This is a genomic window from Methylobacterium sp. OAE515 (assembly GCF_041806315.1).
Taxonomy (GTDB): Bacteria; Pseudomonadota; Alphaproteobacteria; order Rhizobiales; family Beijerinckiaceae; genus Methylobacterium; species Methylobacterium tardum.
Genome location: NZ_JBGMUV010000001.1, coordinates 2812441 through 2831985, shown reverse-complemented (window position 1 = coordinate 2831985; position 19545 = coordinate 2812441). Strand labels below are relative to the sequence as shown.

Annotated in this window: 38 protein-coding genes; 22 read left to right on the top strand and 16 right to left on the bottom strand. The window is 65.8% G+C overall.

The annotated features are described in order from the left end of the window. Positions 1-2: 2 nt before the first annotated feature. The gene (locus tag ABIE45_RS13970) at positions 3-338 is read right to left on the bottom strand and encodes a hypothetical protein (RefSeq protein WP_192707264.1); all 336 of its coding nucleotides are present in this window, start codon (positions 336-338) and stop codon (positions 3-5) included. Beyond that, a complete protein-coding gene (locus ABIE45_RS13965) occupies positions 335-1231 on the bottom strand; it encodes a DUF5131 family protein (RefSeq protein ID WP_192707263.1) in 897 nt (298 codons plus the stop codon). Before ABIE45_RS13965 ends, ABIE45_RS13970 begins: the two co-directional genes overlap by 4 nt. Before the next feature lie 67 nt (positions 1232-1298). Between ABIE45_RS13965 and ABIE45_RS13960 the strand changes: the two genes are divergently transcribed. Both ABIE45_RS13960 and ABIE45_RS13955 read left to right on the top strand, forming a co-directional pair. After that, on the top strand, positions 1299-1754 hold the full coding sequence (locus ABIE45_RS13960; protein WP_373622342.1) for a hypothetical protein: 456 nt from the start codon (positions 1299-1301) through the stop codon (positions 1752-1754). A gap of 160 nt (positions 1755-1914) precedes the next feature. After that, on the top strand, positions 1915-2763 hold the full coding sequence (locus ABIE45_RS13955; protein WP_192707262.1) for a hypothetical protein: 849 nt from the start codon (positions 1915-1917) through the stop codon (positions 2761-2763). Positions 2764-2777: 14 nt separating this feature from the next. On the opposite strand, the gene ABIE45_RS13950 is transcribed toward ABIE45_RS13955, so the two are convergent. The 11 genes from ABIE45_RS13950 to ABIE45_RS13900 all read right to left on the bottom strand — a co-directional run bounded on the left by ABIE45_RS13950 (position 2778) and on the right by ABIE45_RS13900 (position 7699). Beyond that, the gene (locus tag ABIE45_RS13950) at positions 2778-3311 is read right to left on the bottom strand and encodes a zinc-finger-containing protein (protein WP_192707261.1); all 534 of its coding nucleotides are present in this window, start codon (positions 3309-3311) and stop codon (positions 2778-2780) included. A 2-nt stretch (positions 3312-3313) separates the two neighbouring features. Continuing rightward, the gene (locus ABIE45_RS13945; RefSeq protein WP_192707260.1) at positions 3314-3994 is read right to left on the bottom strand and encodes a hypothetical protein; all 681 of its coding nucleotides are present in this window, start codon (positions 3992-3994) and stop codon (positions 3314-3316) included. Further along, positions 3991-4713 carry a YqaJ viral recombinase family protein gene (locus tag ABIE45_RS13940; protein WP_192707259.1) on the bottom strand — a complete coding sequence of 241 codons (723 nt, stop codon included), beginning with the start codon at positions 4711-4713 and terminating at the stop codon, positions 3991-3993. The genes ABIE45_RS13945 and ABIE45_RS13940 overlap by 4 nt, the downstream gene beginning before the upstream one ends. Positions 4714-4718: 5 nt before the next feature. Beyond that, the gene (locus tag ABIE45_RS13935) at positions 4719-4982 is read right to left on the bottom strand and encodes a hypothetical protein (RefSeq protein ID WP_210331533.1); all 264 of its coding nucleotides are present in this window, start codon (positions 4980-4982) and stop codon (positions 4719-4721) included. A 32-nt stretch (positions 4983-5014) separates the two neighbouring features. Beyond that, a complete protein-coding gene (locus ABIE45_RS13930; RefSeq protein WP_192707257.1) occupies positions 5015-5263 on the bottom strand; it encodes a hypothetical protein in 249 nt (82 codons plus the stop codon). Beyond that, a complete protein-coding gene (locus ABIE45_RS13925) occupies positions 5260-5655 on the bottom strand; it encodes a hypothetical protein (protein WP_192707256.1) in 396 nt (131 codons plus the stop codon). The genes ABIE45_RS13930 and ABIE45_RS13925 overlap by 4 nt, the downstream gene beginning before the upstream one ends. Beyond that, entirely contained in the window at positions 5652-5975 is a 324-nt protein-coding gene (locus ABIE45_RS13920; protein ID WP_192707255.1) for a hypothetical protein, read from the bottom strand. The genes ABIE45_RS13925 and ABIE45_RS13920 overlap by 4 nt, the downstream gene beginning before the upstream one ends. After that, complete coding sequence (locus ABIE45_RS13915) at positions 5972-6190, bottom strand: hypothetical protein (RefSeq protein ID WP_192707254.1); 219 nt, start codon at positions 6188-6190, stop codon at positions 5972-5974. Before ABIE45_RS13915 ends, ABIE45_RS13920 begins: the two co-directional genes overlap by 4 nt. Before the next feature lie 2 nt (positions 6191-6192). Further along, on the bottom strand, positions 6193-6438 hold the full coding sequence (locus ABIE45_RS13910) for a helix-turn-helix transcriptional regulator (RefSeq protein ID WP_192707253.1): 246 nt from the start codon (positions 6436-6438) through the stop codon (positions 6193-6195). Next, entirely contained in the window at positions 6438-6587 is a 150-nt protein-coding gene (locus ABIE45_RS13905; protein WP_192707252.1) for a hypothetical protein, read from the bottom strand. The genes ABIE45_RS13910 and ABIE45_RS13905 overlap by 1 nt, the downstream gene beginning before the upstream one ends. A gap of 503 nt (positions 6588-7090) precedes the next feature. Further along, positions 7091-7699, bottom strand: coding sequence for a S24 family peptidase (locus tag ABIE45_RS13900; protein WP_192707251.1), 609 nt, complete (start codon positions 7697-7699; stop codon positions 7091-7093). 64 nt (positions 7700-7763) lie between these two features. On the opposite strand from ABIE45_RS13900, the gene ABIE45_RS13895 reads away from it, so the two are divergent. Then, a complete protein-coding gene (locus ABIE45_RS13895; RefSeq protein ID WP_373622341.1) occupies positions 7764-8003 on the top strand; it encodes a hypothetical protein in 240 nt (79 codons plus the stop codon). Positions 8004-8066: 63 nt separating this feature from the next. Here ABIE45_RS13895 and ABIE45_RS13890 read toward each other — a convergent pair whose 3' ends face one another. Beyond that, positions 8067-8345 carry a hypothetical protein gene (locus ABIE45_RS13890; RefSeq protein ID WP_192707250.1) on the bottom strand — a complete coding sequence of 93 codons (279 nt, stop codon included), beginning with the start codon at positions 8343-8345 and terminating at the stop codon, positions 8067-8069. 61 nt (positions 8346-8406) lie between these two features. On the opposite strand from ABIE45_RS13890, the gene ABIE45_RS13885 reads away from it, so the two are divergent. The 12 genes from ABIE45_RS13885 to ABIE45_RS13830 all read left to right on the top strand — a co-directional run bounded on the left by ABIE45_RS13885 (position 8407) and on the right by ABIE45_RS13830 (position 13941). Next, positions 8407-8685, top strand: coding sequence for a hypothetical protein (locus ABIE45_RS13885; protein ID WP_192707249.1), 279 nt, complete (start codon positions 8407-8409; stop codon positions 8683-8685). An 89-nt stretch (positions 8686-8774) separates the two neighbouring features. Then, complete coding sequence (locus tag ABIE45_RS13880; protein ID WP_192707248.1) at positions 8775-9185, top strand: hypothetical protein; 411 nt, start codon at positions 8775-8777, stop codon at positions 9183-9185. A gap of 363 nt (positions 9186-9548) precedes the next feature. Beyond that, positions 9549-10037 (top strand): hypothetical protein, encoded by a 489-nt coding sequence (locus ABIE45_RS13875; RefSeq protein ID WP_192707247.1) that lies wholly within the window; start codon positions 9549-9551, stop codon positions 10035-10037. A gap of 2 nt (positions 10038-10039) precedes the next feature. Then, positions 10040-10762: a RyR domain-containing protein gene (locus ABIE45_RS13870; RefSeq protein WP_209578307.1), complete on the top strand. Its 723-nt coding sequence runs from the start codon at positions 10040-10042 to the stop codon at positions 10760-10762. A gap of 32 nt (positions 10763-10794) precedes the next feature. Continuing rightward, on the top strand, positions 10795-11061 hold the full coding sequence (locus ABIE45_RS13865) for a cyclic nucleotide-binding protein (protein ID WP_192707246.1): 267 nt from the start codon (positions 10795-10797) through the stop codon (positions 11059-11061). A 2-nt stretch (positions 11062-11063) separates the two neighbouring features. Continuing rightward, the gene (locus ABIE45_RS13860) at positions 11064-11360 is read left to right on the top strand and encodes a hypothetical protein (protein ID WP_192707245.1); all 297 of its coding nucleotides are present in this window, start codon (positions 11064-11066) and stop codon (positions 11358-11360) included. A 22-nt stretch (positions 11361-11382) separates the two neighbouring features. Continuing rightward, positions 11383-11670 carry a hypothetical protein gene (locus ABIE45_RS13855; protein WP_192707244.1) on the top strand — a complete coding sequence of 96 codons (288 nt, stop codon included), beginning with the start codon at positions 11383-11385 and terminating at the stop codon, positions 11668-11670. Positions 11671-11705: 35 nt separating this feature from the next. Beyond that, complete coding sequence (locus ABIE45_RS13850; protein ID WP_192707243.1) at positions 11706-12017, top strand: hypothetical protein; 312 nt, start codon at positions 11706-11708, stop codon at positions 12015-12017. A 90-nt stretch (positions 12018-12107) separates the two neighbouring features. Beyond that, positions 12108-12656 (top strand): hypothetical protein, encoded by a 549-nt coding sequence (locus tag ABIE45_RS13845; protein WP_192707242.1) that lies wholly within the window; start codon positions 12108-12110, stop codon positions 12654-12656. A 15-nt stretch (positions 12657-12671) separates the two neighbouring features. Further along, positions 12672-13130, top strand: coding sequence for a RusA family crossover junction endodeoxyribonuclease (locus tag ABIE45_RS13840; protein ID WP_192707241.1), 459 nt, complete (start codon positions 12672-12674; stop codon positions 13128-13130). Continuing rightward, positions 13127-13327 carry a hypothetical protein gene (locus tag ABIE45_RS13835; protein ID WP_192707240.1) on the top strand — a complete coding sequence of 67 codons (201 nt, stop codon included), beginning with the start codon at positions 13127-13129 and terminating at the stop codon, positions 13325-13327. The genes ABIE45_RS13840 and ABIE45_RS13835 overlap by 4 nt, the downstream gene beginning before the upstream one ends. After that, positions 13324-13941 (top strand): class I SAM-dependent methyltransferase, encoded by a 618-nt coding sequence (locus ABIE45_RS13830; RefSeq protein WP_192707239.1) that lies wholly within the window; start codon positions 13324-13326, stop codon positions 13939-13941. The genes ABIE45_RS13835 and ABIE45_RS13830 overlap by 4 nt, the downstream gene beginning before the upstream one ends. Positions 13942-14329: 388 nt before the next feature. On the opposite strand, the gene ABIE45_RS13825 is transcribed toward ABIE45_RS13830, so the two are convergent. Continuing rightward, a complete protein-coding gene (locus ABIE45_RS13825) occupies positions 14330-14662 on the bottom strand; it encodes a hypothetical protein (protein WP_192707399.1) in 333 nt (110 codons plus the stop codon). 67 nt (positions 14663-14729) lie between these two features. On the opposite strand from ABIE45_RS13825, the gene ABIE45_RS13820 reads away from it, so the two are divergent. The 3 genes from ABIE45_RS13820 to ABIE45_RS13810 all read left to right on the top strand — a co-directional run bounded on the left by ABIE45_RS13820 (position 14730) and on the right by ABIE45_RS13810 (position 16124). Continuing rightward, positions 14730-15362: a hypothetical protein gene (locus ABIE45_RS13820; protein ID WP_373622340.1), complete on the top strand. Its 633-nt coding sequence runs from the start codon at positions 14730-14732 to the stop codon at positions 15360-15362. After that, positions 15359-15658 carry a hypothetical protein gene (locus ABIE45_RS13815; protein ID WP_192707237.1) on the top strand — a complete coding sequence of 100 codons (300 nt, stop codon included), beginning with the start codon at positions 15359-15361 and terminating at the stop codon, positions 15656-15658. Before ABIE45_RS13820 ends, ABIE45_RS13815 begins: the two co-directional genes overlap by 4 nt. A 64-nt stretch (positions 15659-15722) precedes the next feature. Then, positions 15723-16124 (top strand): hypothetical protein, encoded by a 402-nt coding sequence (locus ABIE45_RS13810; protein ID WP_373622339.1) that lies wholly within the window; start codon positions 15723-15725, stop codon positions 16122-16124. Positions 16125-16195: 71 nt separating this feature from the next. Here ABIE45_RS13810 and ABIE45_RS13805 read toward each other — a convergent pair whose 3' ends face one another. Then, positions 16196-16891, bottom strand: coding sequence for a hypothetical protein (locus ABIE45_RS13805; RefSeq protein WP_192707236.1), 696 nt, complete (start codon positions 16889-16891; stop codon positions 16196-16198). A 605-nt stretch (positions 16892-17496) separates the two neighbouring features. Between ABIE45_RS13805 and ABIE45_RS13800 the strand changes: the two genes are divergently transcribed. The 4 genes from ABIE45_RS13800 to ABIE45_RS13785 all read left to right on the top strand — a co-directional run bounded on the left by ABIE45_RS13800 (position 17497) and on the right by ABIE45_RS13785 (position 19511). Next, positions 17497-18366 carry a hypothetical protein gene (locus ABIE45_RS13800; RefSeq protein ID WP_192707235.1) on the top strand — a complete coding sequence of 290 codons (870 nt, stop codon included), beginning with the start codon at positions 17497-17499 and terminating at the stop codon, positions 18364-18366. 4 nt (positions 18367-18370) lie between these two features. After that, positions 18371-18610 (top strand): hypothetical protein, encoded by a 240-nt coding sequence (locus ABIE45_RS13795; RefSeq protein WP_192707234.1) that lies wholly within the window; start codon positions 18371-18373, stop codon positions 18608-18610. Between the two features lie 131 nt (positions 18611-18741). Then, a complete protein-coding gene (locus tag ABIE45_RS13790; protein WP_192707233.1) occupies positions 18742-19005 on the top strand; it encodes a helix-turn-helix transcriptional regulator in 264 nt (87 codons plus the stop codon). After that, entirely contained in the window at positions 18990-19511 is a 522-nt protein-coding gene (locus ABIE45_RS13785) for a hypothetical protein (RefSeq protein WP_192707232.1), read from the top strand. Before ABIE45_RS13790 ends, ABIE45_RS13785 begins: the two co-directional genes overlap by 16 nt. Positions 19512-19545 lie beyond the last annotated feature (34 nt).

The window sequence follows — 19545 nt, the reverse complement described above, 5'->3', positions numbered from 1 at the left end:
GATCAGGCCTCCTTCCAGAGGCCGCGCGACCGCAGCTCGTCCTCGGTCAAGATGCTGGCGGAAACGATTGGCCAATCGCCCATCGAAAGCGTGTACCGCGCCTCTCCCCGGCCGTGCCCTTGCTCGCGGCGAAGCAGGAAGCGCTCCGTCCTCCTCTTGCTTCTGCGAGCTACCGTTGCTGAAACGATCTCCTCGGCGGAGAGACCGTATCTGCAGACAAGCCGTTGCAGCAGCCGGGCGACAGCCTTCTCGGTGAGGTGTCCGCACGAAACGACATCGTGGAAGACCAACTCCTGGCCGTCTTCGACCGTGATGAGCCAATAGGATCTCGCAGTCATCTCGCCACCTCCGGCATGCCGTTGTGCTCGACGCCGTCGAGGAGGCGTCCGGCGGCCTTCTTGCCGATGAGCTGCATCCACACAGGCTCGTTGCCGGCCCCGAACCGCGAGTCGTCCTCGCCGAGGTCGGTGAGCTTGATGCAGGGCGCCGCGTAAGCATCCGGGAAGACGATGCTCTTCGCGCCACGGGGTGCCCATTCACCGTTCTGCTTGTGGTGGTAGACGCGGCCGAATGCAGCGCTCTGGTCGCGCAAGCCTCGAAACCAGTTCGGGTGGCTCGGCCGGGCGCGATGCTGGCCCTGATGCGTCTCGCCGCCGGTGATGATCCAGTCGGGCGCGTGCTTGTCGAGGATCACCAAGCCGAGCAGCGGCTCGAAACTGCCGAAGGTGAAGAGCGGATTGCGGTCCTGCTTCACCGCCCACAGCTTCATCCGGTCTCGGTCGTATTCCTCCTGGTTCGCCATCGTGGCGCCGACCGCGGCATTGGCCGGAAGGACCGGATTGCCGCGCCCCGGATCGGTCATTCGCAGCACGTTGCCGATGCGCTTCGTCAGCAGCAGCCAGACGAGATGCGGCGTCGCCTCGATCAGAGCGAACAGGTCCCGGCGCCATGCCGGATCCACCTCATTGTCGAACACGTCGGCCAACGAGGCGCAGAAGACGAAGGGTCGGGTCCCGGTTTCGGCCGCCTGCCGATTCCAGCGCAGGGGCTGCCGCCAGTTCGCGGCCGACGTGCGCACGCGGTCCTCACCCGCGCCCCAGGACACCTTGCCGTAGCGGGTGTCCATCAGCGCCTCGGCGTAGCACCCCGCACAAGCGATCGAGACCTTCGTGCAGCCCATCCAGGGGTTGAAGGTGTGCGTCGTCCAGGAGATCGCGCTGTTCTCAGCCACGGGCGCCTCCCGCTGCGAGGGCAGGACGCCCTCCTGCCAGCGACGGAAATACTGTCGAAAACTGCACATGTCCGCTGAATATCTGTGCACGATCAGTACTCACATGTCGTTTCACACGAGAGTACGCAGTTTGAAATGTTGCGCGCAGGACGACACCTGCGACGCTGCGGAAGGCCAGGTAGATGCGGGTCAGGAAGAGATGGCAAACGATTTGCCGGACGACCCTTCTCCCGAGGATGGATTGTCTTCTGCCGCAGCACAGGAGGCAAACGGGATTGCTTTTCTCCTCGCAAGCGCGGCGTACCTGATGCTTGCAGATGCTTACCTGGGCTGTGAGGGGGCGAGAGGGCTTGCCGTGATGGATCAGATTGAGGTTCGGATTGCAGAAGCGACGCAGAGCTTCTTGGCCGAACACTCCGACGATGTCGCCCGACCGGACATCATCTTGCACGCGACACAGAAGATCCGCGAGTTGCTCGACGCAGGGCGCAAGCTGCTTCCAGGGACAAGCTTCCGGCACTGACAGGACCTCCATGTGAGGACGGCATGCTGCGCCGGCCTCGATCATCTCGCGCGTGATGGTGCTGGACTCGGCCATGGGGCTACTCCGCGGTCGTATTGTTGAGGTTGTGCCTTGCCGGCTGGCAGCTCCGCGCGCGATTAGGGCGCGGGGAGTGCACCTGATGACAAAGTCTTGGCCGCTGCTGGCGCTGGCAGTGCTCGGCGCAGTAGCCGTGGTTTTCTGCTTGGCAGCGTTCGACTGGATCACGTGGGCCTGCCGCTTGCCCGTTGGCGAAGAAGGAAAGGTGCTCACACCCGGGTTCGGTGGATGCATCGAATTTTGGCTCAATCGCTACCAAACATCGATCGGCGCCGTTGCTGCGCTCATTGCTGGATTTGCTGCTTGGCAAGGCGCTATGAAGCAGGTTGCGAGAGCCGACGCGCAGATAGTTTTGATCAATAAGCAGACAGCTATAGATAGAATTCAGTATATAAATGAGCGGCTTAAGCCGGTCGAAGATCTTATCTATAACATCAACGGTATCAAGACTTGGCTCAATTCGGCTATCGACGCGATGCCGGTTCTGCGGGAGGCCGCATTCGATATCAGCAAAGCTGCCGAGGCAGAGGATTGGAGCCACATTCAAATTCACGCGAACCAGTACGAGCCCATACTGAAAGACGCTGACGACAAAATTGCTGTCGCGAAAAGAATGATCGATGCAATGCACGCGATTGCACGGGACGCTACACTTCCTGAGAGCATCAGAGACGATCTGCGAAAAACAATATTTAATATTGTGGAAACATACAACATGACAGTGCGAGTTATTCCCGTTTTCAAATCCAATCTTGGTATAAATTCGTCTTTCGACTCCGTGCGGAGAGAATATAGCCGAATCCATGATCGCGCTATAACAAGCCCAAGGCGCATTGAACTGGAAGATTACCCGTTGCATATGGCGATAGTTGCAGAGCAAAAGAAATTGCTCACACTCAGAGTAGCAGCCGAAGCGATTGCGGATACTTGACCGAGATTGAACATTCATCCCGCCGCTCCCTCGCCGCTCGCCGGGGCGGAGGCGCGCCGCTTCCGACCGGCGCCTGGCTTCCGACCCTCGCCGTACTTCGCCCAGTCGCGGATATCGGGGTACGATACGCCCTTCAGCGCGGTCCAAGCCTCGCGGCACTGCTCCAGCGTAAACATCGCCGTGTGGCAGGTCTCGCGGGTCAGCCCCATGCGAGCGGCGAGGAAGCCGTAGACGCGGCCGCGGGCGGCGCGCTGCACGGTCTTGATGCCGTCCGTGTCGAGGTGGCCGTAGCCGCCCGACATAGGCGCGTTCTCCCAGAGCGGATCGATCTTGCGCTGGTGCAGGAGGATTCGGGCCTCGCGCAGCGCCGCGTCGGCCGGGAAGCCCAGCGGATCCTCGGTACCGGGATGGCAGCCGACATACGTGTCCTGGCAGAACGTGCAGGCCCAGATCGGCTTGTCCGCGAGATCGGGCCGGTGCGGGTAAATCTCGCGGCCGTCGGTGAGACGGGCGGCGGTCTCGCACGTGGGGCAGATGGGGGCCGCCATGGTCAGGCAGCCTCCTCGGCGGTCGGCGCGAAGCCAGGGAAGTCATCGTCGTCGGCGACGTCAGCGCCGGACGCGATCCGCTCCAGCTCGTCGGAGATCTCGTCGAGGGCGCGATCGGCACGCTCGGGAAGGCCCTGGCGGAAGGCGCGCAGCGCGTCGCTGCCCTTGGCAGCCTCGGCCCGAGCGTCGGCGTAGAGGCGATCGCGCCCGTTCGGCTGGCGCCGGCCTTCTGACCCGTCACCGTCTGACGGTGGAGCGAGCCTCTGCTGCTCCGGAGCCGGCCTGCGCTCCTCGGCCAGCGGCTTGACCGTGAATGCTCGGCGGACCGCCTTCGTGACCGTGAGCGGCATCGTCACGGCGCTCGTGATGCCGGACATGTGGCTGATCCGGATGCCGCCGACGGCCACGCCGCCGAACTGCACGGCGTCGTCCCGGTAGAGCGTCATGCGCCGGCCGACGTAGGCCACGCCATCGGCGCCCCAGATCCGCAGGAGCACGCGGCGCATCGACTTGCCCGGCTTGTACGGCTTGCCGTTGTCGCCCTCGAAGTAGACCGCGATCGGCTGGTCCGGCTCCTTCATGGCGGAGACGCGGGTGATCTTGATGGTGCGCGGGCCGCCGATCAGGTCGTCGGCGTTGAGCTGATCGCTTTTCGGAGCGACGGTCTGCGAGATGTCGATCACGCCGCGATCTCCCTGGGAATGCGCTTCGTGGGGACGGCGCGGGCGGAGGCGATCACCTCGCGGTAGCGGTCCATCGCCTCACGGATGCGGCGCTCGAAGTCGCCGGCGGCGTCGACGATCGCCTGCTGAACCTTCTCGTCTGGGTAGGCGCGGATCACGGCCAGCGGCAATCCGCCGGAATACGAGACGAGGTCACACCAGAGCCGCTCGGAAACGAGGAGGCCTGTCTGGACCTGGAGCAGGAAGTCGCTCGGGATCGCGCGATCGGGCACGTGCTCAAGGAAGGTCTGGACCTGGTACTTCTGCCGGCGCGACTTGCACTCCACGAGGCCGTCGCTGCCGACCAGCGCGTCCGGCGAGTAGCCGAGGGTGAAGCCCCAGCGGTCGTTGGTGATGAAACCGACGGTCTCGGTTTCGGCGTAGTGCTTCGCGTAGAGGGTGAGCGCCTCGATCTCGTCGTCACGACCGCGGAGCATGTCGTCGCTGACGTAGCGGGGCTCGACGAAGCCGGTGATCCGCTGGGCGAGCAGCTCGTACAGGTGCGAGCGCTCCTTCTCGTTCTTGGCCGTCTTGAGGGTCGGCGTCAGGATCAGCGACATCTCGCTGGCGGTGAGCATGCCGCAGCGGGCCGCGATCCACTCGTCCGTGCCTTGGTAGAGGTCGGCGTGGATGCGTACCGTGGACGGGCGCTCGATGGTGTCGGGGGCGAGCAGGGCCATGGTGGTCAGGCCTCCACCGGCGCGGGCTGCCCGGCGACGCCGAGCCCGGCGTTGATGGCGGCGGCGAGCATCTCGGCCCGCTCGCGGTCCAGGCTCGGGGAGCCGGCCGGGAGCAGCAGCGCGAACACGGTGCCGTCGGCATCCGCGAGGCCGCGCAGGGTGCTCTCGCAAGCCCGGACCGGCGGACGGATCCCTAGGAAGGTCGCGCGCTGGGCGGGCGTGACGGCGCGAGGCTCGCGCATCTCGAAGGGGAGAACGGAGCGGGTCATCACGGCCTCGGTTTGAGTGAAGGGCGGAAGGGTCACTGCGGCCTCCCCTGGTTGGGGTGGCGGAAGAGGTGAGCGCGACGCGCGACCATCTCCGGCAGTCCTTCGACGGCGAGTGCGGTGATCGTCGAAGAGGCGACAGGGTCGCCCCTCGTCAGGGCAGCGATCGTCGTCGCAAGGGCGGCCGTCATGACGTGCGTCAGCGTCGCGCTCTCGCTGACGCCGTGCGTGCGCTCGGCCTCGTCGATGCAGAGCGCGTAGAGCTTGGATTCGAAGTCGCTCACAGACGCCTCTCGGCAGCCCGGAGCCGCGTGCGCGCGTCGGCGAGCACGGTGACGTCGTCGCGCCCATCGAGGTCCACGCGGGTCTCGGCCGTGAACAGCGCGATGTCGGAGACCATCTTGGCCGCGGTGATCCGCTCCAGCGCGTCTGTGAGCAGGCGGTCGAGGGCCTCCGTCGGCTGCTCCAGCCCGGTGCGGGCGACGAGTAGCTGAGCCTCGCCGACGTGCTTGGAGACCTCGTGCAAGGCTCCGTAGAGCTCGGCCGCGCGGTGATCCTGATCATGGATTGCGCGGACGAGTTCGCTGTAGGTCGGCACGCCGAACGCGGCGGCGTACCGGTCGATCGTGGCGATGAACGCCTGCGTGTCAGGGGCGGAGCGGACGGCGCAGCTCATCGCGCACCTGCCAGCTTGTCGGAGACGCGAGAGCGGGCAGCCTCGGCGCGACGGGCGACTGCCTGCAGCTTCGCGGCGACGTCCTCCAGGCGGAGGTAATCGGCACGCTGTCCGGCGCCGGCGATCGTGGCCCGCTCGAGGTGATGAACCGCAGAGAGCCCTGCCTCGGCGATCGCGTCGAGGATCGCGAGGGAGGATTCGAGGCGTCCGAGAGCCTCAGAAGCGCTGGGCAGCGGCTCGGCCGGCGCCAATGCGTCGAGGCTCGGCGCGACGCCGACGAGATGCCCGTGCAGGGCGCGGATCGGGTGCGGCGCGTTCATGCTGCCTCGCGGAACTGGTCGGCCTGGAAGTCGGTGATGGCGGCCAGCTCGTCGGCGGCCTCCAGCGCGAGGGAATCGGCGTGGTCCTGGCAGGCGAAGATCGCCTCGGCCTCGCAGTCGCAGTCGTCGCGGATCAGTCCGTAGGGGCTGTGCGCGGCGTAGCCTGCGAAGGACCACTTCACCCGGTAGCCGGCGGGGATCTCGAGGAGCGCCATGGTCAGGCTGCCTCCGCGTTGGAGACTTCGTCGAAGAAGGCCGCGATCGGCGTGCCGGTCAGATCGGCGACGATGTTCAGCGCGATGGCGCTGATGCGGTTCGTGCCCTTCTCGTACTTCTGGAGCTGAGCGGCCGAGACGCCGATCGCGGCGCCTATGGCGCGCTGGGTCAGTCCCGCCCGTGTCCGGGCAGCCCAGATGCGTTCGCCGATGCGGACATCGACTTCGGTGGCGGGAAGGCCGGCCATCAGCGTGCGGCCCGGTAGGCGCGGACGTGGTCGACGACGAGGCCCGGCACGAAGGGGCCGAGGCCGAGAGCCATGAAGCTCAGGACGCAGGTGACGACCTGTGCGGCGGCGGAGGCATGCTGGAGATTGTCGAAGTAGGCGGTGAGCATCTGCGGCTCCATCGGCTCGTGAGGAGGCGATGGGCTGATACTACGCATCGTGCGTAACGCTTGTCAACGCATATTGCGTAGCGTCCGGTCGGCGCAGTGATCTAGCTGCGCAAAAAGCGTTGTCCACAGCCGCTCACAACCCAACTCACGGTAGAGTCACGCGATTTCAGATTGTACCGGACCAGCGTGGATTTGTTCTTGTTCCGTTCTAATTTCGGGATCAGGTTCTGATCGTCAGAATTGGAACAAGGTATAGTGATGGCTCACATGCAGTATCACGCTGTACAACCGTTCATTCGCAAAGGCAGAGGCGCGCTTTCAGCAGGTACTCCGAGGCAGTGCCCAAGCGCGGAGGCGGCAAAGCGCTTGGCTGAACGCCTCGTTAGCGAGCACCAAGCGGATGGTGCTCTGGCATACTCTCGCCCGGGACCAAGCAGTGCGGACGAGTTCTCGGAGCCTACATTTCTCGCGCGGATCGGCGACGTGCCGGAAACGGACGACTATTAGCGCGGCTTGATCCAGGCTACCTTGGCGGACCACTCGATTTCGTCGATTTCGATCGGCGGTAATCCGCCGGTCGAGACCAGAAGGTACGGCCCCCCGTCGCGACCTCGGAAGACCTTCTTCACGTAGACCTCGTCCTCCGAGATCCACACGACGCAGAGCTGGCCTATCCACTCATCGGGTAGGCCGCGCACGCGATCGTCGTAGTAGATGAGCCAGTCGTCCTCGGCGAGGCCGGGCATGGAATCGCCCCTCACGCGGGCGGCGACTGTATCTGGGCTTGAGCCTGGTGGTCGCGGCGCTCGATCATAGCCGCCTTGGGGCTCTCCGTTGAACACAATACGAGCGCCGGCACCCACGTCGCCGACGATCGGCACGGTGTCATCTTTCGGCGCGTCCAGCCGGGGGCCGCCTTCTAAGATCCACTCCCACCGGGTTTTGTAGGCGGTGGCATAGCGCTTTGCCGTCTCGCGGCTCGGGTTTCGATCGCCGTTCTCGTGGCCAAGATACGTGGGCACGGCCCATCCGAATGCACGTGCCGCCTCGGTGGCCGTACTGAAGCCGGCCTTCTTGCGGAGATACTGCAGGCGCTCGGCAATCGAATCCATGTTCGGCGCATCGCATAACGCTTTACGCATTGTGCGTTGACAGTAGCTACGCAACAGGCGTAGCGTGCCGGTCGCCATGGAATCCGTCCCTGACATCATCGCCGCACTCGGTGGTCCGACCGCCTTCGGTGCGATCTGCGGGTTCTCGAAGAACCAAGGTGCTCGCGGCAGCGACATGCGCCAGCGCGAGTCCATCCCGGTCGTCTATTGGCCTCGGATCGTCGAAGCGGCGCAGGCCAGGGGGCTTCCGATCGACAACGATGTGCTCGTGCGAGTGCATCAGCCACGAACGGCGGCCGCGTGATGGGCGCCGATCGCATCAGTGGTGCCCTCCGCCGCGTCCGAGCGGCGAAGGTGCACGGCGGTTTCACCCGAGAGCTTTGCGAACGGCTTGAACGAGCTGTTCCGCGTGACGAGGCGCAGCTGCAGCAACCGCTTCATGGAACGCCGTCGCCTGAGGTGTCGCCAGTGAGAGGTCTGGCGGCAAATCGCCCGTCGAGCGGACGATCTCTGCAAGCATCTCCTCGCGATCGGAAGGGGGGATCTTCTGCATGACCCCTACCGTCAACGCGATCACTGTCGTGCGCAGCACCTCGATCATCGCCGTCGTCTCGACAGCGAAGGCACGCGTCTGCTCTGCGTTCATTCTCAGCTCCATCGGGTCTCAGCCCCTCGATGGTAGGCCGCGCGGGTCGGTCATCCAAGCGATGCTCCGGCCCGCGCTGGTGGCCCTGCTGCCCTTGTCGCTCGCTGCCTGCGAGGCCGATGAGGTCGCCGCCCGCGCGACCCTGACCGAGCTCGGCTTTCACGCCATTGCGCTGCGCCAGGCGCCTGCGTTCGGCCGGCCGTGCGCCTGGGGCGAGCCCTTCGCCGTCCGGTTCCGCGCCGTGCGCGAGGACGGAACGGTCATTTCCGGCACGATGTGCTCGGCCGACGAGACCACCACCGATGCGCGTCTGCTCGCTGATGCGGAGGGCGCGCGCTGATGGTCGCCCCTCACCTTTCACCGCGTGCCCCTGCCGTCGCCAGTGTCGAGGCTGCGGCCTCGGTGGCGGTCTCCTGCCTGGAGCCCACCGTGACCGACGCCAAGCGCCTCATGCTTCTCGGCTGCGCGTGCCGCCGTGCCGCCGCTGCGTTCGCGATCCATGCGAGCCGCCTTGCGGCTGAGATCGTGCGCGGCGAGCGCCTCGACAGCAGCGAACCGGATGAAAGCGCCCACCGCGCGCTGGAACTTGAGGCCGCCGCGCAGGTCCTTCAGGACCTCTCCCAGGACGCCGAGCTGCTGGCTCTGCTTCCGCACCGTGCCCGGTTCACGGACCTTGCGAGGATGGCCGAGGCTATGGGGCGCGGCGCCGTCTTCGTGCCGACCTATCCTGCGGAAGTTGTCGTTGCTGTTGAGCAGGACGCCGCCCCGGGGTCGATGTCGCTGGTTCAGCGCCTCAGCCGTGCTGCACACCGCCTCCCCGTATTCCGGCGGGCGGCCTGACATGCTGACCAACGTGCACATTGCCGGTTCTGCCATCCTCGTTCGCGAGAACAGTAACGCGGGAACTGTGTCAGCGTTGTTAGCTGTAAAATCAAAGCTGTGCATTGCGTTTTCTCATCGCAGCGGTCGCAGGCTCACGCCTCCCGCCGGCGAGCGACCCGGCCGAGACCATCGCAATCTCGGACCCTCGGCCGGGTCGTCCTTCTCCCTGCGCGCTCGGCTGCAGCTCCCCAGCCCCGCCGTGCGCGCTCGTGTGTGTGCGTACCTCGTCAACCTCCCGCATCCGAACCGCTCCTTTGCAGTGATCTCAAGATCACGCGGAGGACTGGCGACGTGGGGACAAAGTTTGACCGGAAACGAGCAATGCTGACCGCATCTCAAGTTCGCGACGAAAGCTTGCCGAAACTCTCGGCGCTTGTCCGTCTCGCCCAATCGAGCATGGGCTCGAAGATGGCCGCCTACGACGCGGTCGGACGCCGGATTGGGACCTCGGGCTCCTGGGTCCGCAAGTTCATCGGGCGCCAGGACACCGGTCTCGACGGGCACGTCCTGCACAACATCCGGACCGCCTACGAGCGGCTCTGCTCAAGCATCGAGGCCGCGGCCGACGCCGCAGAAGCCAGCAACGCTCTGCTCCGGGAGGATCTTCATGCGGCTCTTCAGGGAGATCGGTCGGCTGCTGCGAGAACACCGGGAGGCGCGCCGGCTGCGGGCGCAGCTGCGCGCCGTCCAGGACGGTCGCCCGCACCCGCACTGGTCCGTGCGGATGCTCGCGCGCGTGTGCCGAGCCTGCCGGGTTCGGCGGATCTGACGGACCTGCCGCTGTGGCGGGCCGCGAGCGGAGAGGAGTGACCATGAAGCCCTTCAAGCCGACGCACGTCTCGCACAAGCAGGTCGAGGCGTATCCACTCGTCCGCCTGATGTTGGACGAGGAGAACGACCGCGGCTTGATCGCCATCGTCGACGATTGTGGCCAGCAGCGGGAGATCTCGGTGCCGGCGAGCATCACGGCACGCGGCTCGCCGGAGCCTGGCTCGATGCTGATGCGATACGAGCCGAACGAGCGCGAGCCGGACGGCTATCTCTCGTTCTCGCCGCGAGCTCCCTTCAACGCCGGGTACGCGCCGATCCGCGGGAAGGATGTGGTCTCGGATGCCGGGCCGCACTTCGTCACCGCCGCTGCCTGGGTCTGCCACGAGGTGAACCGCGCGATCTGCGCGACCTTCGGCCATGACGTGCAGCCCGACTGGATCGAGGCGCCAGACTGGCAGCGGGACAGCGCCATGAAGGGCGTCGAGTTCGCGTTGGCGAACCCCGACGCGCCCCCATCCGCGCAGCATGAAGCTTGGATGGCCGACAAGCTCGCGCAGGGCTGGCGCTACGGCGAGACGAAGGATGCCGACGCGCGCACCCACCCGTGCCTCGTCCCCTACGATGCTCTGCCGGCCGATCAGCGGGTGAAGGATCACACCTTCCACGCCGTCGTGACCGCGATGCGCACGCTCCAGGTCTCGCATCTCGCGCCCGGCGTCGAGCCGACTGCCTACGCCGACCCCGGCGCGGCCGACGCCGCCTGACTTCCACTCCCGCCGCACAGAAGGAGCCGACCATGTCGGACCAGAAGCACCAGGGTCTGCCCGTCGCCGGCTACCGCCCGCAGTCGCCCGAGAACGTCGCGCTGAGCAACGTGAACAAGGCGCTCGAGGAGCGCTGCATCCGCCAGGCCGAAGCCATCCGCGACATGCCCGGCATGGATGGACGGATGGCTGCGCTGGCGATCACGCAGATCCAGCAGGGCTTCATGTGGCTCAACCGGGCCGTGTTCCAGCCGGGGCGCGTCGCGCTCCCGGAGGACGAGCAGACGCCGGCCGCCTGACCATGTCCGACGGCGCCTTCGTCACCACTCTGCCGAAGCACTTCAGCGCCCTGAGCAAGGGCGTCGAGGCGCACGTGCCCGAGACGCCGGTGAACCGCCTGGCTCGGGGCGGCCTGCTGATCCTGCTCGGCTGGGCGGAGAGCATGGCGCTCACCCTGGTGGCGACGACGCCGGCCCCGCCTGCGCAGCAGCAGTTCCACGCGCCGCTCGGCGATCGCTCTGCCGTCGTCGAGGAGCCGTGCGTCCCGCGCCGCCTCGGCCACGACCCTCGTCTACCGGGCCGGCGTCCTCACCCCTGACCTTCAGCCCTCCGGAGCGACCATGTCCCTACTCACGCCCGCCCTGCACTTCCTCTCGTCTAACCGCGGTGTCTCACTCGCCCGGGCGAGTGCCGCGCTCAGCGCCATCGAGGCGCACGTCGACGTCGAGATCGAGGCCGCCGTCCAGCCGGTCCGCGAGGAGCTGGTGGAGTTGCGCGCCGAGCGCGACGCGATCCGGGCCGAGCTCGCCACCATCCGAACCGCGCTGAGGATCCCCGATCCAGCGCTCACCGGCACGGGGTCGTCCGACCCTTTGCAGTCCGGCTCTCCGGCGCCTTCCGCCGCCTGAGAGCCGACCTCGTCACCCTGCTGAAGGATCCGAGCATGACCCCGAACGACGTGACCCTGATCACCCGCATGGCGACCGACCTCGCCACCATCGCCGCGGCTACGAAGGCGCAGAACGGCGCGATCGCCGCCCTCGGCAACCGCGTAAAGGGGCTGGAGGACGCCCACGGCACGACCCAGGGCGACACGGCCCCCGTCGAGCAGATCCTCGCGACGCTGGAGGCCTCGTCCGCCGCGGTGGCGCAGGCGGCCGACAGCGCGGCGCAGACGGCCCAGGCCGTGGGCGTGGCCGCAGCGGAGGCCGGCACCTCCGATCAGGCGCCGGCGGAGCAGCAGAGCGCCGCCTGACCCCGAAACGAGAACCGCCCGGCCTGCTGTGGGAGCGGGTGCCGGGCGGTCTGAAGAGAATGGGCGCGGTGCCCATCCATGGAGAAAACAATGGAAGCCACAACAGACGCCGTTGCGCAAGCCGAAGCCGCAGTACAGCTCGGCATCGAGACCTTGCGCGGCGATATCCGCGACCGGATCCTCGACAATATCTGCCGTCAGATGCCGTGCTGGACCAAGATGTCCGAGCACGAGCAGCGCACCGTGATCGGTCGCGCTGACGAGGTTGCTGGGAAGACGGTGCGCGAGGCCATCAAGGTCGTGGCGCATCAGGGCTTCGACCACCTGGTGGTCTCGACCGGCAAGTGGACGGTGAAGGACGGCCTCAAGCTCGAGGTCGGCGCTTCTGGCTCGGTCGATGACATCACGAAGCTGGCCGAGCATGGCGCGAAGCCTGCGGTCCTCGTTCTGGCCGAGCCGAGCGTGTTCTTCGGCCAGCGTGCCGATGCGCTCGCGGACAAGGATCAACCCGAACTGCCGATCGACGAAGAGTCTGAGGCCGAGGAGGCTGCTGAAGACGAGGCTGATCGCTCGCCCCTGCCGGAGCCGCCGGTGCGCGAGACCCGGTCGCGCCGCACCCGCGAACCCGCAGACGCTTGAGCCTGGAGGCGCGCGGTGTCCGAGACCGTCATCATCCGCTTGCCCGGCGCCCCTCGCGGGAAGGGCCGACACCGCGCGCAACTCGTCCATCGGGGAGGAGTGGCGCGCATCCACTCCCATCCCGATCAGAAGACCGAAGCCTACGAGAGCGCCCTGCGCCTCGCGGCCGGCGCCGTCATGCGCGGACGCACCCTCCTGACCGGACCGCTTGAGGTCCGGATCTTCGCCACCATGCCGATTCCGGCGAGTTGGTCGAAGCGGAAGCGGCTGGACGCAATCGAGCGTCGCCTGCGGCCCACGACCAAGCCCGACTGGGACAACATCGCCAAGGTCATCGACGCCCTGAACCATGTCGTCTGGGCTGACGACGCATCGGTGGTCGATGGCCTCGTCCGCAAGTTCTACGGCGAGACGCCCGAGCTGGTGATCCAGGTCACGGCGCTGGAGCCGCAAGCCGCGAGGGCGGCGGCATGACATGGGTGCTCATTTTCTCGGGCCGCGAGCTGTTCCGCGGCACCTATGGCGGCGCACTCGACGCGGCCGAATCCATGCGCCTCTGCGAGCGGGCCTTTCACCCGGACGGGACCGAGTTGGCGCCCCGCCTGGACCGCGGAGTGATGCTGGTGCTCGCGCGGATGGTCCCGGCCTTTCGACGGAGGGCCGCAGCGTGAGCCACCGCGAGAACAAGGCGCACGCGCTCTCGGAGCGCGGGAACGACCTCTACGAGACGCCGGCGGCCGCCGTGCGGGCTCTGATAGGGACCGAATGGCTGCCGCAACGGATCTGGGAGCCAGCCTGCGGGCCCGGCGCCATCGTGCGCGAGCTTTATGCGGCCGGGCACGACGTACTGGCCACGGATCTCGTCGACTACGGCTGGAAGGGCCAGGTCTCGGGTGTCGACTTCCTGAAGGTCGAACTCGCGCCCGAGGGCATCGACTGCATCATCACGAATCCGCCCTACAAGGACGCCCGCGCCTTCGTAGAGCAGGCCGTGCGGATCTGCCCGCGCGTGATGATGCTGCTGCGGTTCTCGTTCTACGAGAGCATCTCGCGCGGCTCCATCCTCGACACCGGTACGCTGGCCCGAGTGCATTGCTTCCGCAAGCGCTTGCCGATGATGCACCGGGACGGCTGGGAGGGCCCGAAGGCGTCCTCGAACATGGCCTTCGCGTGGTTCGTCTGGGACGTCTCCCACCGCGGCCCGACGCAGCTCAGCCGCATGTCGTGGGAGGATTTCACCGAGGCCGACCACGCGCCCGGCCCCATGCCTATGGCGGCGGAGTAGGCCGATGAGTGATCCCAGCCTCATCGCTGATCTGGCCCGTGCCGGCCTAGACCCGGAGCTGCTCCAGCGCGTCGCGATGGAACTCGCCCGCGCGCAGGTCGCCGTCGAGGCGATCGAGAAGCGCCGGACCTCCGACCGGGTCCGCCAGGGGCGCACGCGTCACGTGAAGTCACGTGACACCGCAGATGGCACGTTACCCCCCGGCCCCTCCCCGGATGGTCCGCCCCCTCCTCCTGCACCTCCACCCCCACCCCTTAACCCCTCCCCAACCCCCGGTTCCGACCCTGACGGGTCGGCCGACGATGTCGGGCAGGCTGGCGGCGCAGGCGCGGCCGAGGGTGACGAGGGCCTGAGTGTCCGCCGGCAGCTGATGTCCAGAGGCATCGCGCTAATCTGCGCCAACACCGGCCGGTCCCAACACTCGGCCCGCGCCCTGATCGGCCACTGGCTGGCGATCGCCCACGACGAGGCGGTGGTGGTGCTCGGCCTGATCGAGGAGGCCGATGGGCGCGAGCTCGCCGACTTCTCGAGCTGGGTCGACCGGCGCCTTCAGGCCCGGCGCGAGTCGATCGGCCGGCGTCCTGACCGCGGGCGCCCTGCCCAGCCAGCGCCTACGGGCCTCGCCGCCCGCCTCATTCGCCAACACGCCGAATCCCTGACGGGGGCCCTTGATGTCGAACCGCCTGCCATCGACGCGAACGACCCAGACGCCGGCCCTCATCGAGGCAAGGATCTCGGAACTGCATGGCAGGCTGGAGGCGCATCCCGTCCTTCCGACGCGGTACTGCGTGCGGCGGGACAGGGCGGTCTCGATCTCCGAGCGGCAGCAGCTCTCCGCCGTCGCCGAGCGGCTTAGCGCCGAGTTGGCCGCGTCCTCGAACCCCGCCCACGTCGACACGGTGGTGACCCGAGTGCTGCTGGGATTTGAGCAGGGGCGCGGGCGGGGCGACGACGAGAACGAGGTGCTGATCGCGGAGTACGTGTCGGCGCTGAAGGCTCTGCCGCTGGCGGCAATTCACGCTGCGGCTGAGCGCTTCCGGTCCGGCGAGACGCTGCTGCCCTGGTCGAAGCGATGGCGCCCTTCACCGGCCGAGTTCTCGGCCGAGGTGCGCGAAGGACTGATCCCGCTCCGGATGCGGCTCCTGCAGATCCGGCGCGTGCTCGAGGCGGAAGTTTACGACGTGCCGACGGAGGCTCAGCGCGAGGAGGTCGCCAAAGCGGCCGAAGCGCATCTGCGGCGCATGCGGCAGGCCGAGCAGTCCAGGCACCGGCCCGAGACGCCGGCGGAGATTGCCCGAGCGCAGCGGGCGAAGCTGGACGAGGACCTCGCCCGGCTCCGGGAGACCGGTCACGGGCCGGACATCGGCCGGCTGATCGCACGCCTCGACCAGCGGCAGGGCTCGATGGGAGGCGCGTCGTGAGGCCGGACCTCTGGAAGGTTGAACTCCAGCGCCGCAAAGCCGCGACGCAGGCGGCCGAGGAAGAAGCGATCGAGAGGGCCAAGCGCCTGGCAGAGCGCAGTTGCGCATCCTGCGGGGTATTCGGTGCCTCGTTCGGCTTCGGCGTCTTCCGCAATCTCGGTGACGGCATGTGGTCGTGCGCCGATCCGGAGTGCCGCGCGATCGTCGAGGCTCGCGTCGCGGTGCCGCCTATGCCGGCCGAGCCCGCCCGGGCTGATCCGCCGACGGCTGACCTGTTCAGCCGCTCGGCAGCGTGAGGAGAGCGCATACCCGGTGCTGATGGCGAACCCGTTGAGGATTGAGGGCCCGGACCCGCCGGCCATGACGTGTCACGATATCGAGCGCTGGCTGGTGGCGGCGTTCATGGCCTTCACGGGCGCGGGCATCTTCAGCGTCCGCGCGAACCGGCTGCAACCCGTCGATCCGGGCGAGATGGCCGCCACCTTCGACTGGATCGTGTTCTCGGCCGAGATCCTGGGGCGCGACAGCCCGGAGCGCATGGCCCTGCTGACCTGGTCGCGGGCGAAGGCGCGGCGGAGGATCAAGCGCCACCGTCGGCTCCGGCTGCTGAAGGACGTGCCCGGCGGCACGATCACGGATTACTGTCGCGAGTTCGGGATCTGGCGGCGGACCTTTGACCGGCGCCGGAAGCGGGCTTGCGAGCGCCTCGCGGAGGCTTGGAACGAACGCAATATCCAATCTTTAGATCAGACTGTGTCCTAAGCTGTCCGGCAGCCTTGCTTAATGTTGAGAGGAACGTAGAAATTCAAATGGATGTATCCGGAGAGAAAATATTAGCCTGATCCTATTTGTTTAACCGGATTTGTCGAGGGTATGGTTACAACAGTGGCATTGGGATGTATGACCACAAAATTTTCAACGGCCGCCCTTAGAACGTTTTCGCCAAAATTATTCTGGAGTACCGTGCCTAAATTTATAAGCTTGACATTGGGCGCGGACTTTTCGGAAATTATTTTCTTAATCTCATCCTCAAGGGTTTTTACTTCTTCGGAAGACATGTTGCTTATAACTCTCGAGCAAATCCCGGGCAGTTCTCGAAGGGCTGCGTCGGCATCAAGGCCAAGCATGAGTTCTTTAGAAACTGACAGCTTGTGAGATGCCCGCGCACGAGCGACCTCCCGATCCGCGGCGGTAAGAAGCGGCTGCAGGAGATTGGCGAGACTGACATTTACGGCCTTGCCAGATACTTGGAGCGAAATGCCGATGCGTAAAATTGCCATCGCGCCAACGCCAGCGATCAGGATCTGCAATGCGCTTTGCGTGCCGGTTCCAGCTCCGGGGATACTGACCAAATTGGTTTCGCGGATGATCGCAAGCGTTGCGATTGATGCGGCTGCGTTGGTTATCACCAGCAGCAATGTTGCCCAGTTCCGAAGCACGGAAAACGGGGCATCTCTATACCGATTGATAAGTTCGCTCAGCCCGGCCAGCCCACCAAGCAGCGCAACGGCAATGTAGGGCAGTATCATAGGATTTTGCCGTTCGACGCGTCAAAATATGTTGAGGGCGGATGTCTGATAAATGCCAATCAACTTGCTAATCTTCGATTTCGGGTTTATTCTTCTGTGTCGACGAACCTGCTGCCGTAACAATATTGAAAAGCAATAGTATGACTCCGCTTCCCACAAGAAGCGCGATTGTCGACTGGCTAGTTGATTGGACTGATAGCAGAACAACAGACGCGACGATTAATATCACGCCCGAAACCGATCCGGCAATCATCGATATAAGTTTGACGCGGAGTTCGAGCTTTACGCGATACTCCCGTTCATCGAATTTTATACGCATCAAAGCATGTTTCTGCGTCAACGTAGCCGGATAAACGTCTCTATCATTATTAGTTTCTGAGGACATATGTCCCTCTAGAGTTGGTTCGAGGGTTGGGTGCGGATCGCGCCGCCCTAAGGTGGCAGCGTACACGCTTGCCTGCCGCCGGTCACGGGCATTGCTAGACGATCTCTCATCGGAGAATGGGGCGGACTTTTCGATCGCTGACCAGTTGCGTGTGTCCAAAAACGGGACGCAGATGAGGTGCCACGGATCGGCGGAAGGCCGGCCAGCACAGGGGCTCACCGTGGCAGCGTCCAGGACCAAGAGCATCAGCCTCGCCGGCTCGCCGGCCAACCACAGTCACGTACGCGTTGCCCGGCCAGATCGGGCTCGGGACCCACGTGGCGATCGCTACGACCACGCGGCCGCGTTCGACCCGCGCACCAGCCTGTCGAAGCCCGTCCGCGGCAAGCGCGGCCCGGTCGAGACGGCAGCCGTGGCCGTCGACGATCCGTGGGCGTCCGGCAAGCGCACCATGGCTTCCGTCAACCGCCGCGTCGACGTGCTGGAGATGGAGCGCTCGCACGGGCGGCTTACCGTCTCGCAGTACGAGGTCGGGCGCCAGGTGCAGGCGATCTTCGAGCGGGCTTCAGGTGCGCGGCTCGGCTCCATGGACTTCGGGGTCCGTGGCTCGAAGGACATGACCATCGCGCACGAGCTGTCGGTCATCTACGCGATCGACGATGCCCGGCTGGTGGCAAAGCTGAAGGACAAGGTCGTCCGCGCCGTCGGCGTGCCCGGCGCCCGATTCCTCCACGAGGTGCTCACTGGCCGGCAGACCTTCGCGCAGTTCGCCGAGGCGCGCGGCAAGGGCGGCGACCGCGGCACGGCCTACATCGCCGAGCACTTCCGGATCCTGATGGAGAACCTCGACGAGGATTTTGCGGCCGAGGGCGTCGCCAACGTGCAGGAGCGGTTCTTCCAGGGGCAGAAGACCGGCGAGGAGACCGACGCGCGCGGACGGGCTGTCCCGGCCGGTCAGGGGCAGTACTGGGGCGCCGAGGAGGCGCGCTACGCCCCACAGGCCAAGCCCGAGGTCCAGCGGGCCGTCGCCGGCCGCGGCCGGGTGCGGGACATTGTGGCGGCGCGGTGCCGGGTCGGCGGGGAGGCCTGACAGCGTGTGCAGCGGCCACCTCGCGATCTATCCGCCGCTGGGGATGCGGCGGGTCGAGCGGCCACGCGTCAGGTACGAGCGCCTCAACCGGTTCGCGGCCGACCGGATGCTGACCGCGAGGTCGCCGGCGGCGCATCGCTTCTGGAAACGCGTCTCCGACTCCACGGTGACGGTCGAGGCGACCTGGGTGTCCGACGAAGCGTTCTATGCCTCGTGGCGTCGTGCGAACGGGATGGACCCGTGACACCGGCGGCACCGTAGACGGGTCGCACGAAAGTCGATATAGGGCTATATCGACTTTCAAATGAGGCTGCGATGGCAGACCGCGAACCACGGCTATCAGGGCCAACGCTCAAGGTTCTGAGACTGTACCTCATGACGCCGCGTGCCGATCGCTCGGGCGCCGAAATCTCCAAAGCCACCGGTGTCGGGGCCGGCACGCTCTACCCCATGCTGGCTCGGCTCGAAGATGCCGGCTGGTTCGAGAGCGAATGGGAGAACATCAACGCGAGCGAGGCCGGGCGGCCGCGTCGCCGGTTCTACCGAATGACTGGCTTGGGCCAGACCAGGGCACGCGCCGCCCTTGCCGAGTTCCAGATCCCTTCGATTGATGGAGAGGCGGCATGGGCACCGCGCTGATAATCCTCTCAGCCGCCGCCGGTATTTTCTGCACGGTCGGTGTCGGGCTAATCAAAGACGAAGTGGTCGCTTGGTTACCGCGCTTGACTTCGGCACTGCTCGCAAAAGTCGTAAGGAGACTACCGGAACATATGAGAGATAGGTACTCCGAGGAGTGGACGGCCCACTTGGAAGAGTACCCAGGCAAGCTCTCCCAGCTCTACCAGATATTTCTTTTCTGGATTGCTAGCTATCGGTTTTCTCCTCTTAGTCGCCAGCTTAAGCTTTTCATAAAGCTCTCTTTCTATTTGAATGTAATTGTGATGGCCGGGCTCTGGGCAGATGCTTTGGTGGGAACGAGTTTTATCATGCCTCCGCAGACCATCCGCGATATCTCTCTAATTGGTATCTTAGGAAATCTTGAGACGATTTTAATCGGAACGACCGCTATGATTGCTGGTTGCCTTCTCGGACGATTTACGACGATCCAAGCTGTTGCTCTATTCGAAAGGATGAAGCGTCCTTGACCCGTCGGGCGAAACCCGGCAAAACCCAACCGTC